Below are 15,840 nucleotides of genomic sequence, written 5' to 3' on the forward strand. Positions count from 1 at the left end.
AAAAAGTATTTCAGAATCAGGCCGGGATGTCAGACATCCCGTTAACTCGGTCGTACATCCAGCCGGTTGCCTGATTCCTTGCATTGAAGCGATGTACGGAGTTTATAGAGCAATGAAATTACCGATCTATCTCGACTACTCCGCAACCACGCCGGTGGACCCGCGTGTTGCCGAGAAAATGATGCAGTGTCTGACCCTGGACGGAAACTTTGGTAACCCAGCGTCTCGTTCACACCGTTTCGGCTGGCAGGCTGAAGAGGCGGTAGATATCGCCCGTAACCAGATTGCCGACCTCGTGGGCGCTGACCCGCGTGAAATCGTCTTTACTTCCGGTGCGACTGAATCCGATAACCTGGCGATTAAAGGTGCAGCCAACTTTTATCAGAAAAAAGGCAAGCACATCATCACCAGCAAAACCGAGCACAAAGCCGTGCTGGACACCTGTCGTCAGCTGGAGCGCGAAGGGTTTGAAGTCACCTACCTCGCCCCGCAGCGTAACGGTATTATCGACCTTCAAGAACTTGAAGCGGCGATGCGTGATGACACCATTCTCGTGTCCATCATGCACGTGAACAACGAAATTGGCGTGGTACAGGATATTGCGAAGATCGGCGAAATGTGCCGTGCTCGCGGCATCATCTATCACGTTGATGCGACCCAGAGCGTAGGTAAACTGCCTATCGACCTGAGCCAGCTGAAAGTGGACCTGATGTCCTTCTCTGGCCACAAAATCTACGGTCCAAAAGGTATCGGCGCGCTGTATGTGCGTCGTAAACCGCGTATCCGTATCGAAGCGCAGATGCACGGCGGCGGTCACGAGCGCGGCATGCGCTCCGGTACGCTGCCTGTTCACCAGATTGTCGGTATGGGTGAAGCTTACCGTATCGCCAAAGAAGAGATGGAAACCGAGATGGCGCGTCTGCGCGGTCTGCGTAACCGTCTGTGGAACGGCGTGAAAGACATGGAAGAGGTATACCTCAATGGTGACCTCGAGCATGGCGCACCGAACATTCTCAACGTCAGCTTCAACTTTGTTGAAGGCGAGTCGCTGATTATGGCGCTGAAAGACCTGGCGGTATCTTCCGGTTCTGCATGTACCTCTGCAAGCCTGGAACCTTCCTACGTGCTGCGCGCACTGGGGATGACTGACGAGCTGGCACATAGCTCAATTCGTTTCTCTTTAGGTCGTTTCACTACCGAAGAAGAGATTGACTACGCCATCAATCTGGTTCGTAACTCCATCGGCCGTCTGCGTGACCTTTCTCCGCTGTGGGAAATGTTCAAACAGGGCGTGGATCTGAACAGTATTGAATGGTCACATCACTAATTCGGCACCGATAAGGAGAATTCATCATGGCTTACAGCGAAAAAGTAATCGATCATTACGAGAATCCACGTAACGTGGGCTCTTTTGACAACAGCGACGAGAACGTGGGCAGCGGCATGGTGGGTGCACCGGCCTGTGGCGACGTGATGAAGTTGCAGATCAAAGTCAACAATGAGGGTATCATTGAAGACGCGCGTTTCAAGACTTACGGCTGCGGTTCCGCTATTGCCTCCAGCTCTCTGGTTACCGAATGGGTAAAAGGGAAATCGCTGGACGAAGCACAGGCGATTAAGAACACCGATATCGCAGACGAACTTGAACTGCCACCAGTGAAAATTCACTGTTCTATTCTGGCTGAAGACGCGATTAAAGCCGCGATTGCGGATTACAAAAGCAAACGTGAAGCAAAATAATTAAGAGTTGAGGTTTTATTATGTCGATTACCTTAAGCGACAGTGCAGCAGCGCGTGTAAATACCTTCCTGGCGAACCGCGGTAAAGGGTTTGGTCTGCGTCTGGGTGTGAGAACCTCCGGCTGCTCAGGTATGGCCTATGTACTGGAATTTGTTGACGAGCCGGCGGCTGAAGATACCGTGTTTGAAGACAAAGGCGTAAAAGTCGTGATCGACGGTAAGAGCCTGCAATTCCTCGACGGTACGCAGTTAGACTTCGTCAAAGAAGGTCTGAACGAAGGGTTTAAGTTCACTAACCCGAACGTGAAAGACGAATGTGGATGCGGTGAAAGCTTCCACGTGTAACGCGCTTACTGATAACCCCACCGTGGTCGCCTGCGCGTGGGGTTTGTTTTACCTGACTCTCTGGTTTTGCCTCATCGAACAACAGAGAATCGATGCCCTGAGAATGTTATGGACTACTTCACCCTCTTTGGCTTACCGGCCCGTTATCAGCTCGATACTCAGGCGCTGAGCCTACGTTTTCAGGATCTACAACGTCAGTATCATCCTGATAAATTCGCCAGCGGTTCTCAGGCGGAACAACTTGCTGCAGTTTCGCAGTCCGCCACTATCAACCAGGCCTGGCAAACGCTGCGTCATCCCTTGATGCGCGCCGAATACTTACTGTCTTTACACGGCTTTGATATCAGAAGTGAACAGCACACGGTGCGCGACACTGCTTTCCTGATGGAACAGCTGGAGCTGCGTGAAGAGCTGGACGAAATTGAACAGGCAAATGACAGTCAACGTTTAGATGCGTTTATGCAACGCGTCAGCGACATGTACAATGTGCGCCATCAATTGATGGTAGAACAGCTGGATAGCGAGACGTGGGACGCGGCGGCAGATACCGTGCGTAAGCTGCGTTTTCTCGATAAACTGCGAAGCAGTGCAGAACAACTCGAAGAAAAACTGCTCGATTTTTAATTTCCGGAAGCGAAAATGGCCTTATTACAAATTAGTGAGCCTGGTCTGAGCGCTGCGCCGCACCAGCGTCGTCTGGCGGTAGGCATCGATTTAGGCACCACCAACTCCCTGGTTGCAACCGTACGCAGCGGCCAGGCCGAAACGCTGGCCGACCACGAAGGTCGCCACCTGTTGCCGTCAGTGGTTCACTATCAGCAGCAGGGCTACTCTGTCGGTTACGATGCGCGTGCTAACGCGGCGCTGGATACGGCAAATACCGTCAGTTCGGTAAAACGCATGATGGGCCGCTCGCTGGCGGATATTCAGGCGCGCTACCCGCATTTGCCTTATACGTTCCAGGCGAGTGAGAACGGTCTGCCGATGATTGAAACTGCTGCTGGCTTACTCAATCCGGTACGCGTCTCTGCTGACATTCTGAAAGCGCTGGCCGCACGGGCAACCGAAGCGCTGTCCGGCGAACTGGACGGCGTGGTGATCACCGTTCCGGCATACTTTGATGATGCTCAGCGTCAGGGCACGAAAGATGCTGCGCGTCTGGCGGGCCTGCACGTGCTGCGTCTGCTGAACGAACCGACTGCTGCTGCAATCGCCTATGGCCTGGATTCAGGTCAGGAAGGTGTCATTGCCGTTTATGACCTCGGCGGCGGTACATTTGATATTTCTATTCTGCGCCTGAGCCGTGGCGTGTTTGAAGTGCTGGCGACCGGTGGTGATTCCGCGCTCGGCGGCGACGATTTTGACCATCTGCTGGCCGACTACATCCGTGAGCAGGCGGGTGTTGCCGATCGCAGCGACAACCGCGTACAGCGTGAACTGTTGGATGCCGCGATTGCCGCTAAAATCGCGCTCAGCGATGCGGATTCTGTCACGGTTAACGTGGCGGGATGGCAGGGTGAAATCACCCGTGAAACCTTTAATGAACTGATTTCCGCACTGGTTAAGCGCACGCTGCTGGCTTGCCGCCGCGCACTGAAAGATGCTGGCGTTGAGGCGCAAGACGTTCTGGAAGTGGTGATGGTTGGTGGTTCAACGCGTGTGCCGCTGGTGCGTGAACGCGTCGGCGAATTCTTTGGTCGTACGCCGCTGACCTCGATTGATCCGGATAAAGTCGTCGCCATCGGCGCGGCAATCCAGGCGGATATTCTGGTTGGCAATAAACCGGACAGCGAAATGCTGTTGCTGGACGTTATCCCGCTGTCCCTGGGACTGGAAACCATGGGCGGTCTGGTGGAGAAAGTGATCCCGCGTAACACCACGATTCCGGTGGCGCGGGCACAAGATTTTACCACCTTTAAAGATGGCCAAACCGCGATGTCCATTCACGTGATGCAGGGCGAGCGTGAGCTGGTGCAGGACTGCCGTTCGCTGGCACGTTTTGCACTGCGCGGCATCCCGGCACTACCTGCGGGTGGGGCGCATATCCGCGTGACCTTCCAGGTGGATGCCGATGGCCTGTTGAGTGTGACCGCCATGGAGAAATCCACCGGCGTTGAATCCTCCATCCAGGTCAAACCGTCCTACGGTCTGACGGACAGCGAAATCGCCTCTATGATTCAGGATTCGATGAGTTTTGCCGAGCAGGATGTAAAAGCGCGTATGCTGGCAGAACAAAAAGTCGAAGCAGCACGTGTACTGGAAAGCCTGTCCGGTGCGCTCGCTGCTGATGCCGCGCTGTTAAGCGCCGCAGAACGTCAAGCTATCGACGCCGCCGCCGCGCATTTGAGCGAGGTTGCACAGGGCGACGATGTTGACGCTATCGAACAAGCCATTAAAAACGTAGACAAACAAACCCAGGATTTCGCCGCTCGCCGCATGGATAAGTCAGTCCGTAGCGCGCTGAAAGGCCATTCTGTGGACGAGGTTTAATATGCCAAAGATTGTTATTTTGCCTCATCAGGATCTCTGTCCCGATGGTGCTGTTCTGGAAGCTGAGACTGGCGAAACGATTCTCGACGTTGCCCTGCGTAACGGCATCGAGATTGAACACGCCTGTGAGAAATCCTGTGCCTGCACGACCTGCCACTGCATCGTACGTGAAGGTTTTGATTCTTTGCCGGAAAGCACAGAAGAAGAAGACGACATGCTGGATAAAGCCTGGGGTCTGGAGCCGGAGAGCCGTTTGAGCTGTCAGGCGCGGGTCACTGAGGACGATTTAGTGGTCGAAATCCCACGTTACACAATCAATCATGCACGTGAGCATTAACAGAGGGTAGTATGGGACTGAAGTGGACCGATAGCCGCGAAATCGGCGAGGCGTTGTACGACGCGTTCCCCGATCTCGATCCCAAGACCGTTCGTTTCACCGATCTGCACCAATGGATCTGTGACCTGGAAGCGTTCGATGATGATCCACAGGCATCGAACGAAAAAATCCTTGAGGCCATTTTGCTGGTCTGGCTGGACGAAGCCGAATAAGTCAACGGGCTGCCCACGGGTGGCCCGTTTTCCTGTATGCGCGAAAATAAGGATAAATAAAATGACAGAAGCCATGAAAATTACGCTTTCCACGCAACCTGCCGATGCCCGCTGGGGTGAAAAGGCAACATACAGTATCAATAATGATGGCATTACCCTGCACCTGAACGGAAAAGATGACCTTGGCCTTATCCAGCGCGCCGCGCGTAAAATTGACGGCCTGGGAATTAAACACGTTCAACTGGACGGTGAAGGTTGGGATACCGAGCGCAGTTGGGCATTCTGGCAGGGCTATAAAGGGCCGAAAGGCAGCCGCAAAGTTGAGTGGGCCGCTCTGGACGAAGCCCAGCGCAAGGAGCTGGATAACCGTCTTAAAATTATCGACTGGGTGCGCGATACCATTAACGCCCCGGCGGAAGAACTGGGCCCGGAACAGCTGGCGCAGCGGGCTGTTGATCTGCTGTGCTCTGTCGCGTGCGATAACGTCTCTTACCGCATCACCAAAGGTGAAGATCTGCGTGAGCAGAACTACATGGGACTGCATACTGTGGGACGCGGCTCCGAACGTCCGCCGGTGCTGCTGGCGCTGGACTACAACCCAACCGGCGATAAAGAAGCGCCGGTTTATGCCTGTCTGGTCGGCAAAGGCATCACCTTTGACTCCGGTGGTTACAGCATCAAACAAAGCGCATTTATGGACTCAATGAAGTCCGATATGGGCGGTGCGGCAACCGTAACTGGCGCACTGGCATTTGCTATTACTCGCGGTCTGAACAAGCGTGTGAAGCTGTATCTGTGCTGCGCGGATAACCTGATCAGCGGCAACGCCTTTAAACTGGGCGATATTATTCACTATCGCAATGGTAAAAAAGTTGAAGTGATGAATACCGATGCCGAAGGTCGTTTGGTTCTGGCGGATGGCCTGATCGATGCCAGCGCGCAGAAACCGGAGCTGATTATTGATGCCGCCACGCTGACAGGTGCCGCGAAAACTGCACTGGGTAATGATTATCACGCGCTGTTCAGCTTTGATGACCAACTGGCTGCTCGCCTGCTGGCAAGTGCTGCACAAGAAAACGAGTTGTTCTGGCGTCTGCCGCTGGCGGAATTCCACCGTAACCAGCTGCCGTCTAACTTTGCCGAGCTGAATAACACCGGCAGCGCGGCCTACCCGGCAGGCGCAAGCACTGCGGCGGGCTTCCTGTCTCACTTCGTGGAAAACTACCAGCAAGGCTGGCTGCACATCGACTGCTCTGCAACCTATCGCAAAGCGCCGGTTGAGCAGTGGTCTGCGGGCGCAACCGGTCTGGGTGTGCGCACAATTGCGAATTTGTTAACCGCTTAATTATGTAGGCCGGATAAGCGTTAGCGCTATCCGGCAAGATAACGGCGGGGGCGCTTCGCTTGCCCGCCCTACATGCTTCTCTATTGTGATCCTTATGTCCGAAACAAAAAACGAATTAGAAACCTTGCTGGAACAAGCGGCGACAGAGCCTGCGCATCGTCCGGCCTTTTTCCGCACGTTGCTGGAGTCTACTGTCTGGGTGCCGGGCACTGCCGCAGAAGGCGAGGCGGTGGTTGAAGATAGCGCTCTCGACCTGCAGCACTGGGAAAAAGAAGACGGCACGACGGTGATCCCGTTCTTCACCTCTCTGGAGGCCCTGCAGCAGGCGGTGGAAGATGAACAAGCGTTTGTCGTAATGCCGGTGCGTACGTTGTTTGAAATGACGCTCGGCGAAACGCTGTTTCTCAATGCTAAGCTGCCGACCGGCAAAGAGTTTATGCCACGCGAAATCAGTCTGCTGATGGGGGAAGAAGGCAACCCTCTGAGTACCCAGGAAGTACTGGAAGGCGGTGAATCGCTAATTCTCTCCGAAGTTGCCGAACCGCCCGCACAGATGATTGACTCGTTGACCACGCTGTTTAAAACCATTAAACCGGTGAAGCGCGCATTTCTCTGCTCAATTAAAGAGAGCGCGGATGCCCAGCCCAATCTGTTGATTGGTATTGAAGCTGATGGTGATATCGAAGAGATTATTCATGCTACAGGCAGCGTCGCGACCGACACGCTACCGGGCGATGAACCTATTGATATCTGCCAGGTGGTGAAAGGTGAGAAAGGGGTCAGCCACTTTATTACCGAACACATCGCGCCGTTCTACGAACGCCGCTGGGGCGGTTTCCTGCGCGATTTTAAACAGAACCGGATTATCTAAAAGACCAGGCCGGGTGGCGACGCATACGTCTTACCCGGCCTGGGATGTGCGCTATTTTGTAGGCCGGATAAGCGAAGCGCCTTCCGGCATTTCCAGCTTTATAATACCGGTTCTACCGGTAAATCATTGCGCGCACCCCATTCGCTCCACGCACCGTCATACAAAGACACATCAGGAACATCCAGCGTGGCAAGCGCCAACACGACAACGGCAGCCGTTACACCGGAACCGCAACTGGCAATGATTGGTCTGTCAAAGCTGACGCCGTGGCTAAAGAAAATCGCATCCAGTTCGTCGGTGGTTTTCAACTCTCCGTCACGTACCAGTTCTGTCCATGGTACGTTCAGTGCTCCTGGAACATGACCGCGCTTCAGGCCTGGACGAGGCTCATCAACCTGGGCATTAAAACGTGCCGCCGGGCGGGCATCGACGATCTGCGCCGTTTTTTCATGGCTGGCCAGCAGCACATCGGTCACGCGTACAACCGCTTCAGGCGCGAATGCTGCGTCAAATTCACCTTCGGGCAAATCAACGTTTCCTGTCTGCAGGGGGAGTTCATCGCGCTGCCAGCCAGCCAAACCGCCAGCCAGAATCGAGACATTTTCAACGCCAAATGTCCGCAGCATCCACCATGCCCGCGGGGCAGAGAACAGGTTACCTTCATCGTATATCACCAGGTGCTTATCCTGGTGCACGCCTAACTCGCGCATGGCGACGGCGAAGGCTTCCGGGCGCGGCATCATGTGCGGAAAGGGGGAGGTGTGGTCAGAGAGGGCTTCAATATCAAAAAAGACAGCGCCAGGAATGTGGCCTGCGCGATATTCCTCGCCAACATCGCGATCTTCCTGGCCTGGAGGTGCCATCCGGGCATCAAGAATTTGTATTTCCGGGTCGTCAATATGTTCGACAAGCCAGTCGGCAGCGACAAAGAAGGCGGTAGTCATAGGCATCTCCATTTTTACCAGGTTTCGGCAAATTGTCGGATGTTTACTGGAAAGCGACAAGTAAAAGAGGCTGATTTGTCAGGCCGAACCACATTAATCATTAAAATTCAGACAACATCATTCACTTGCCGACTGCCACCGTAAGAAATCTGACGCATAATAGTTGTACTACGTAGCTAACAGGCCACTGCGGCCAGGGATGAAAAATGAAATATATTGGCGTAGCGGCCTGCATGCTGATGCTGGCCCTGGCAGGGTGCGATAATAATAACGATAAGCCGTTAACAGCGGCGAAAAATGATGCGCCAGCCCCGCAGAGCGCACCGGCAAAAGATCCGGCGCAATTACACAAGCTGATGCAACAAAGTCAGGGCAAGTCGCTCACACTGCTGGATGCTTCTGAAGTTCAGCTTGATGGCGCAGCAACCCTGGTCCTGACTTTCTCTATTCCTCTCAATCCCGAACAAGATTTTTCCCGCGTCGTGCATGTTGTCGATAAAAAAAGCGGCAAAGTGGACGGGGCCTGGGAGCTGGCGCCGAATCTGAAAGAGCTGCGTTTACGCCACCTTGAACCCAACCGCGAGCTGGTGGTCACCATTGAGCGTGACTTGTTGGCATTGAATAAAGCGACGTTTGGTATTGAGTATGAAAAAAATATTACCACCCGCGATGTTCAGCCAAGCGTAGGGTTTGCCAGTCGTGGCTCGCTGCTGCCGGGCAAAGTGATCGAAGGATTACCGGTGATGACGCTGAACGTCAATAGCGTAGATGTGAACTTCTTTCGCGTGAAACCTGAATCGCTCGGCGCGTTTGTCAGCCAGTGGGAATACCGCAATTCGTTGGCAAACTGGGAATCCGATAACCTGCTGAAAATGGCGGAACTGGTGTATACCGGTCGCTTTGACCTCAATCCGGCGCGTAACACCCGAGAGAAACTGCTGCTGCCGCTGAGCGATATCAAGCCGCTGCAGCAGGCGGGCGTGTACGTGGCGGTGATGAATCAGGCCGGGCATTACAATTACAGCAATGCCGCAACGTTGTTTACGCTCAGCGATATCGGTGTCTCTGTCCACCGTTACCACAACCAACTGGATGTTTTCACACAAAGCCTGGAAAACGGTGCTGCGCAACAAGGGATTGATATCACCTTACTCAATGAGAAAGGGCAGACATTGGCGCAAGCCACCAGCGACGCGCAGGGTCATGTCAAACTGGAGACTGATAAAGACGCGGCCTTATTGCTGGCCCGCAAAGACGGGCAAACCACGCTGCTGGATCTGAAGCTCCCGGCGCTGGATCTGGCCGAGTTTGATATTGCTGGCGCACCGGGATACAGCAAACAGTTCTTTATGTTTGGTCCCCGTGACCTCTACCGCCCTGGTGAAACGGTGATCCTCAACGGATTACTGCGTGACAGCGATGGCAAAACGTTGCCCGACCAGCCGGTGAAGCTGGAGGTCGTGAAGCCCGACGGACAAGTGTTACGCTCGGTGGTTAGCCAGCCAGAGAACGGTCTGTACAGCTTTAGCTGGCTGCTGGACAGCAGTGCGCCAACTGGCATGTGGCATATTCGGGCTAATACCGGTGATAACCAGTCGCGGATGTGGGATTTCCACGTCGAAGACTTTATGCCGGAGCGGATGGCGCTCAATCTCTCCGCCAATAAGATTCCGGTAGCTCCTGCTGATGAAGTGAAGTTTTCCGTTGTGGGCTACTACCTGTACGGCGCACCTGCCAATGGTAATGCCCTGCAAGGCCAGCTTTTCCTGCGGCCACTGCGTGAAGCGGTGCAGGCGCTGCCTGGGTTCCAGTTTGGTAATATTGCTGAGGAAAACCTGTCCCGTAGTCTCGATGAAGTTCAGCTTACGTTAGATGAACAAGGTCGTGGCGAGGTCATTGCCAGTAGCCAGTGGCAAGAAACGCATTCGCCGCTGCAGGTCATTTTGCAGGCCAGCCTGCTGGAGTCGGGCGGCCGTCCGGTGACCCGTCGGGCAGAACAAGCTATCTGGCCTGCGGACACGCTGCCGGGTATTCGTCCGCAGTTTGCGGCGAAAGCCGTGTATGACTACCGCACTGATACCACCGTGAATCAGCCCATCGTTGATGAAGACAGCAATGCCGCTTTCGATATCGTATATGCCGATGCGCAAGGCGGGAAAAAAGCGGTAACCGGTTTGCAGGTGCGTTTGATTCGCGAACGTCGGGATTATTACTGGAACTGGTCTGATGGCGAGGGCTGGCAATCACAGTTCGACCAAAAAGATCTGGTTGAGGGTGAGCAGACCCTGGATCTTAAGGCCGATGAAACCGGTAAAGTTAGCTTCCCGGTAGAGTGGGGCGCTTATCGTCTGGAAGTAAAAGCCCCGAATGACGCAGTGAGCAGCGTACGCTTCTGGGCGGGTTATAGCTGGCAGGATAACAGCGACGGCAGCGGGGCCGTGCGTCCCGATCGCGTGACGCTGAAACTGGATAAACCCAGCTATCGTCCCGGCGATACCATGAACCTGCACGTTGCCGCTCCTGCTGCTGGCAAAGGTTATGCGATGGTTGAATCCAGCGAAGGTCCGCTGTGGTGGCAAGAAATAGACGTACCGGCGGATGGTCTCGATATCTCCATCCCGATCGATAAAACCTGGAATCGCCACGATTTGTATCTCAGTGCGCTGGTGATTCGCCCTGGCGACAAGTCCCGTTCGGCAACGCCAAAACGGGCGGTCGGTTTACTGCATTTGCCGTTAGGCGATGAAAACCGTCGGCTGGCGCTGGCGCTGGAAAACCCGGCGAAAATACGCCCGAATCAGCCGTTGACCGTCAAGATTAAGGCCAGCGTCAAAAATGGCGACGTACCAAAACAGGTTAACGTGCTGGTCTCTGCCGTTGACAGCGGGGTGCTGAATATTACGGATTACGTCACGCCAGACCCGTGGCAGGCATTTTTCGGGCAAAAACGCTATGGCGCGGATATTTATGATATTTACGGCCAGGTAATCGAAGGGCAGGGGCGTCTGGCGGCGCTGCGCTTTGGTGGTGATGGCGATGAATTAAAACGCGGCGGTAAGCCACCGGTCAATCACGTCAATATCGTGGCGCAACAGGCGTTGCCGGTCACGCTTAACGAGCAGGGCGAAGGCACGGTGACGTTGCCGATTGGGGATTTCAACGGCGAGCTGCGGGTAATGGCGCAGGCCTGGACGGCGGATGACTTTGGCAGCGGCGAAAGTAAAGCGATCGTTGCCGCCCCAGTGATTGCTGAATTGAATACCCCACGCTTCCTGGCAGGGGGGGATACGTCGCGACTGACGCTGGATGTGACTAACCTGACAGACAAACCGCAAAGGCTGAATATCAAGCTTGCCGCCAGCGGTTTACTGGAGCTGATGGGGCAAGATCCGGCACCCGTGAATCTGGCGCCAGGCGTACGCACCACGCTGTTTGTTCCGGTGCGATCACGGGAGGGATTTGGTGATGGCGAAATTCAGGCAGAAATTAGTGGTCTGACTTTACCGGGTGAAACGCTGCCTGTTCAGCATAAACAGTGGAAGATTGGCGTGCGTCCGGCGTTCCCGGCGCAAACCGTTAATAACGGTGTCGCACTTCAGCCGGGCGCAACCTGGCAGCTTCCGGGCGAAGAACTGACCAATTTCTCCCCTGCGACGATGCAGGGGCAACTGTTGTTCAGCGGTAAGCCGCCGCTAAATCTGGCGCGCTACATCCGTGAACTGAAAGCCTATCCTTACGGTTGCCTCGAGCAAACCGCCAGCGGACTGTTCCCGTCGTTATACACCAACGCCGCGCAGCTGAAAGCGTTGGGCATAGCGGGCGACAGCGATGAGAAACGCCGTGCGGCAGTAGAGATTGGCATCTCCCGGTTGCTGCAGATGCAGCGCGATAACGGTGGGTTTGCATTGTGGGACAAGAACGGGCCGGAAGAGTACTGGCTGACGGCCTACGTTATGGACTTCCTCGTCCGGGCAAACGAACAAGGTTATAGCGTACCGACAGAGGTGATTAACCGGGGGAATGAACGGTTGCTGCGCTATTTGCAGGATCCGGGCATGATGTCGATTCGCTATACCGACGATACCTCAGCAAGCCGCTTTGCAGTACAGGCTTACGCAGCACTGGTGCTGGCTCGCCAGCAGAAAGCCCCGCTCGGCGCACTGCGCGAAATCTGGGAGCGTCGTGCACATGCGGCGTCTGGTTTGCCGCTGCTGCAACTGGGTATTGCGCTGAAAAACATGGGGGATGCGAATCGCAGTGAACAGGCGTTGACGCTGGCATTGAATACACCACGCAGCGACGCGCAGCAGTGGATGGCGGATTACGGCAGTGCGTTACGGGATAACGCGTTGATGCTGGCTTTGCTCGAAGAGAACAAGCTCAAACCTGAGGTGCAGAATACGCTGCTGAACACGTTGTCAGAACAGGCATTTGGCCAGCGCTGGCTCTCGACTCAGGAAAATAATGCGTTGTTCCTTGCCGCGCGTACGCTACAGGATTTACCTGGCACGTGGCAGGCGCAGACGTCACTTGCCGAACAGCCTCTGACAGGTGAAAAATCGCTAACCCGCAATTTGGATGCCGACACACTGTCTACGCTGAGCGTCACCAACACCGGCAATTTGCCACTATGGCTGCGTTTGGATGTCAGTGGTTACCCGCAAAACCCGCCGACGCCTGCCAGCAATGTCCTGCATATTGAACGTCAGATCCTGGGACTGGATGGTCGCAGCAAATCGCTGGACTCTCTGCGCAGCGGCGAACTGGTGCTGGTTTGGCTGACGGTAAAAGCCAGCCAGAACGTGCCTGATGCGTTAGTCGTTGATCTGCTGCCCGCCGGGCTGGAACTGGAAAACCAGAATCTGGCCAACGGCAGCGCCAGTCTGCAGGATAGCGGCAGCGAAGTGGCGAATCTGCTTAATCAGATGCAGCAGGCGGATATTCAGCATGTGGAGTTCCGCGACGACCGTTTTGTCGCCGCGGTGGCAGTCAACGAAGGGCAACCGGTCACGCTGGTGTATCTGGCGCGGGCGGTAACGCCGGGGACCTATCAGATTCCTGTGCCGCAGGTGGAATCAATGTATGTTCCGCAGTGGCGTGCGACCGGTACGGCAGAGGGACTTTTGATTGTCAGACCGTAAATGATGCGCGGGTTGGGGAAACGCGGCTGCTGGCTCTGGCTGGCCGCCGTTATGCTATTACTCGTGGCGGCGGTTTGGTCGGCAGATAAAATCTGGCCGCTGCCGCTTCATGAAGTCGATCCTGCGCGTGTCGTGGTGGCATACGATGGTACACCGCTATGGCGTTTTGCCGATGCGGACGGTATCTGGCGTTACCCGGTCACAATTGATGAGGTCTCGCCCCGCTACCTCGACGCGTTAATTAATTACGAAGATCGCTGGTTCTGGAAACATCCTGGTGTTAATCCGTTTTCGGTGCTGCGCGCAGCGTGGCAGGATCTCTCCTCCGGACGCGTGGTTTCGGGCGGCAGTACGCTCACCATGCAGGTCGCAAGATTACTTGACCCTCATCCTCGCACCTTTGGCGGTAAGTTCCGCCAGCTCTGGCGCGCAATGCAACTGGAGTGGCACCTTTCCAAGCGCGATATCCTGACGCTGTATCTGAACCGTGCGCCGTTTGGCGGCACGCTTCAGGGGGTGGGGGCAGCAAGTTGGGCCTATCTGGGAAAATCGCCCGCACAATTGAGCTACTCCGATGCCGCGCTGCTGGCCGTGCTGCCGCAGGCGCCGAGTCGTCTGCGTCCGGATCGTTGGCCAGATCGCGCCGAAGCTGCGCGCAATAAAGTGCTTGAGCGTATGGCGACGCAGGGGATTTGGCCCGCGAAGCAGGTACAGGAGTCTCGCGAAGAACCGGTCTGGTTGGCTCCCAGACAGATGCCGCAGTTAGCGCCCTTATTCTCGCGCATGATGCTGGGACAAAGCCGCAGTGACAAAATAGTGACCACGCTGGATGCCGGGCTGCAACGTCAACTGGAAGAGCTGGCGCAAAACTGGAAGGGACGGCTTCCTGCGCGCACTTCGCTGGCGATGATTGTGGTTGATCATACCGATATGAGCGTGCGTGGCTGGGTGGGGTCGGTAGATATGAATGACGACTCCCGCTTTGGTCATGTGGATATGGTGAACGCGATTCGTTCTCCGGGATCGGTGCTGAAGCCATTTGTTTATGGCCTGGCGCTGGATGACGGATTGGTTCACCCGGCTTCGTTGCTGCAGGACGTGCCGCGTCGCACCGGGGATTATCGCCCAGGGAATTTTGATAGTGGTTTTCATGGCCCGGTGAGCATGAGTGAAGCGCTGGTGCGTTCACTCAATTTACCCGCCGTGCAGGTGCTTGAAGCCTATGGCCCGAAGCGTTTTGCCGCAAAATTGCGTAATGTGGGTTTGCCGTTGTACTTACCCGCAGGGGCCGCGCCGAATTTGTCGTTGATCCTGGGCGGCGCGGGGGCGAGACTGGAAGATATGGCGGCGGCATACAGTGCGTTTGCCCGTCATGGTAAGGCGGGAAAACTGCGTTTGCAGCCGACAGATCCACTGCTGGAGCGTCCGTTGATGTCCGCAGGTGCGGCGTGGATTATTCGCCGGATTATGGCTGATGAAGCGCAACCTCTTCCGGATAACGCGCTGAGTAGAGTGGTTCCGCTGGCATGGAAAACGGGCACCAGTTATGGCTATCGTGACGCATGGGCAATCGGCGTGAATTCACGTTATGTGATAGGTATCTGGACCGGTCGACCCGACGGTACGCCGGTGGTCGGGCAGTTTGGTTTTGCCAGCGCCGTCCCTCTTTTAAATCAGGTGAATAATATGCTGCTGGCGCGGGGAAGCGCTCAGCCGGAGGATCCTCGTCCTGATTCAGTTAGCCGCGGTGTGGTGTGCTGGCCTGGCGGACAATCTCTGCCGGAGGGTGATGGTAACTGTCGCCGTCGTTTAGCCACCTGGCTACTGGACGGTAGCCAACCGCCAACGTTGTTATTACCCGAACAAGAAGGCGTGAGTGGCATTCGTTTTCCTGTCTGGCTGGACGATGAGGGAAAACGCGTTGCAGCGGATTGCTCGCAGGCGCGTGAGCAAACATTAGTCGTCTGGCCATTGCCGCTGGAACCCTGGCTGCCGGAATCAGAGCGTCGGGGGGCGAGGTTACCGCCGGTTTCTGCAATCTGTCCGCCGCTGGGGCAGGATGCTACATTACCGCTGCAGTTGACAGGTGTGCGCGATGGCGCGATTGTGAAACGTTTACCCGGTATGCAGCAGGCTTCATTACCGGTGCAAACCAGCGGTGGGACAGGTGAGCGCTGGTGGTTCCTTAACGGTGAACGGCTCGATGATCGTGGGCGTCATCTTACCCTGCGACTCACTGTAAAAGGGGATTACCAACTGCTGGTGATGGATGACGCGGGACAGGTGGCGACGGTGAGATTTTCTTTGCAATAGACCAGGTTGAGATAGTTTGTTGCTAAAAATCATCTTATTTTAAAGAAATGTTACCTTCGTCAATAGTCAACGGCCAGGATGCTCTTTATAATCCGCGCCAGGT

General features: G+C 55.4%; 12 protein-coding genes. 11 read left to right on the forward strand and 1 reads right to left on the reverse strand.

Features of this window, described 5'->3' with window-relative positions:
* Positions 1-112: 112 nt before the first annotated feature.
* The 9 genes from iscS to sseB all read left to right on the forward strand — a co-directional run bounded on the left by iscS (position 113) and on the right by sseB (position 7,339).
* The gene (iscS, locus tag HV261_RS09050) at positions 113-1,327 is read left to right on the forward strand and encodes a cysteine desulfurase (protein WP_137384804.1); all 1,215 of its coding nucleotides are present in this window, start codon (positions 113-115) and stop codon (positions 1,325-1,327) included.
* Between the two features lie 26 nt (positions 1,328-1,353).
* Entirely contained in the window at positions 1,354-1,740 is a 387-nt protein-coding gene (gene iscU, locus HV261_RS09055; protein ID WP_002913991.1) for a Fe-S cluster assembly scaffold IscU, read from the forward strand.
* 20 nt (positions 1,741-1,760) lie between these two features.
* Positions 1,761-2,084, forward strand: coding sequence for an iron-sulfur cluster assembly protein IscA (gene iscA / locus HV261_RS09060; RefSeq protein ID WP_003835203.1), 324 nt, complete (start codon positions 1,761-1,763; stop codon positions 2,082-2,084).
* Between the two features lie 108 nt (positions 2,085-2,192).
* On the forward strand, positions 2,193-2,708 hold the full coding sequence (gene hscB, locus HV261_RS09065) for a co-chaperone HscB (RefSeq protein ID WP_202038054.1): 516 nt from the start codon (positions 2,193-2,195) through the stop codon (positions 2,706-2,708).
* A 15-nt stretch (positions 2,709-2,723) separates the two neighbouring features.
* Positions 2,724-4,574: a Fe-S protein assembly chaperone HscA gene (hscA, locus tag HV261_RS09070; RefSeq protein ID WP_202038055.1), complete on the forward strand. Its 1,851-nt coding sequence runs from the start codon at positions 2,724-2,726 to the stop codon at positions 4,572-4,574.
* Position 4,575: 1 nt separating this feature from the next.
* Positions 4,576-4,911, forward strand: a complete 336-nt coding sequence (fdx, locus tag HV261_RS09075; protein ID WP_003037690.1) for an ISC system 2Fe-2S type ferredoxin — start codon at positions 4,576-4,578, stop codon at positions 4,909-4,911.
* A gap of 11 nt (positions 4,912-4,922) precedes the next feature.
* On the forward strand, positions 4,923-5,123 hold the full coding sequence (gene iscX, locus HV261_RS09080; RefSeq protein WP_137384801.1) for a Fe-S cluster assembly protein IscX: 201 nt from the start codon (positions 4,923-4,925) through the stop codon (positions 5,121-5,123).
* A 61-nt stretch (positions 5,124-5,184) separates the two neighbouring features.
* Positions 5,185-6,468: an aminopeptidase PepB gene (gene pepB, locus HV261_RS09085; RefSeq protein ID WP_202038056.1), complete on the forward strand. Its 1,284-nt coding sequence runs from the start codon at positions 5,185-5,187 to the stop codon at positions 6,466-6,468.
* Between the two features lie 94 nt (positions 6,469-6,562).
* A complete protein-coding gene (sseB, locus tag HV261_RS09090) occupies positions 6,563-7,339 on the forward strand; it encodes an enhanced serine sensitivity protein SseB (protein WP_202038057.1) in 777 nt (258 codons plus the stop codon).
* A 98-nt stretch (positions 7,340-7,437) separates the two neighbouring features.
* Here the strand turns inward: sseB and sseA are convergent, their stop codons facing one another.
* Positions 7,438-8,283: a 3-mercaptopyruvate sulfurtransferase gene (sseA, locus tag HV261_RS09095; RefSeq protein WP_202038058.1), complete on the reverse strand. Its 846-nt coding sequence runs from the start codon at positions 8,281-8,283 to the stop codon at positions 7,438-7,440.
* A gap of 206 nt (positions 8,284-8,489) precedes the next feature.
* On the opposite strand from sseA, the gene HV261_RS09100 reads away from it, so the two are divergent.
* Complete coding sequence (locus HV261_RS09100; protein WP_202038059.1) at positions 8,490-13,424, forward strand: alpha-2-macroglobulin family protein; 4,935 nt, start codon at positions 8,490-8,492, stop codon at positions 13,422-13,424.
* On the forward strand, positions 13,425-15,737 hold the full coding sequence (pbpC, locus tag HV261_RS09105) for a peptidoglycan glycosyltransferase PbpC (RefSeq protein WP_202038060.1): 2,313 nt from the start codon (positions 13,425-13,427) through the stop codon (positions 15,735-15,737).
* Positions 15,738-15,840: the final 103 nt, after the last annotated feature.

Origin of the sequence: Citrobacter sp. RHBSTW-00671 (assembly GCF_014103415.1) — a bacterium.
Taxonomy (GTDB): Bacteria; Pseudomonadota; Gammaproteobacteria; order Enterobacterales; family Enterobacteriaceae; genus Citrobacter.

Coding starts and splice junctions, on each gene's coding strand:
- HV261_RS09100 (WP_202038059.1), top strand. CDS start 8,490: ATGAAATATATTGGCGTAGCGGCCTGCATGCTGATGCTGGCCCTGGCA.
- sseA (WP_202038058.1), bottom strand. CDS start 8,283: ATGACTACCGCCTTCTTTGTCGCTGCCGACTGGCTTGTCGAACATATT.
- iscS (WP_137384804.1), top strand. CDS start 113: ATGAAATTACCGATCTATCTCGACTACTCCGCAACCACGCCGGTGGAC.
- pbpC (WP_202038060.1), top strand. CDS start 13,425: ATGATGCGCGGGTTGGGGAAACGCGGCTGCTGGCTCTGGCTGGCCGCC.
- fdx (WP_003037690.1), top strand. CDS start 4,576: ATGCCAAAGATTGTTATTTTGCCTCATCAGGATCTCTGTCCCGATGGT.
- hscA (WP_202038055.1), top strand. CDS start 2,724: ATGGCCTTATTACAAATTAGTGAGCCTGGTCTGAGCGCTGCGCCGCAC.
- hscB (WP_202038054.1), top strand. CDS start 2,193: ATGGACTACTTCACCCTCTTTGGCTTACCGGCCCGTTATCAGCTCGAT.
- pepB (WP_202038056.1), top strand. CDS start 5,185: ATGACAGAAGCCATGAAAATTACGCTTTCCACGCAACCTGCCGATGCC.
- iscX (WP_137384801.1), top strand. CDS start 4,923: ATGGGACTGAAGTGGACCGATAGCCGCGAAATCGGCGAGGCGTTGTAC.
- iscU (WP_002913991.1), top strand. CDS start 1,354: ATGGCTTACAGCGAAAAAGTAATCGATCATTACGAGAATCCACGTAAC.
- iscA (WP_003835203.1), top strand. CDS start 1,761: ATGTCGATTACCTTAAGCGACAGTGCAGCAGCGCGTGTAAATACCTTC.
- sseB (WP_202038057.1), top strand. CDS start 6,563: ATGTCCGAAACAAAAAACGAATTAGAAACCTTGCTGGAACAAGCGGCG.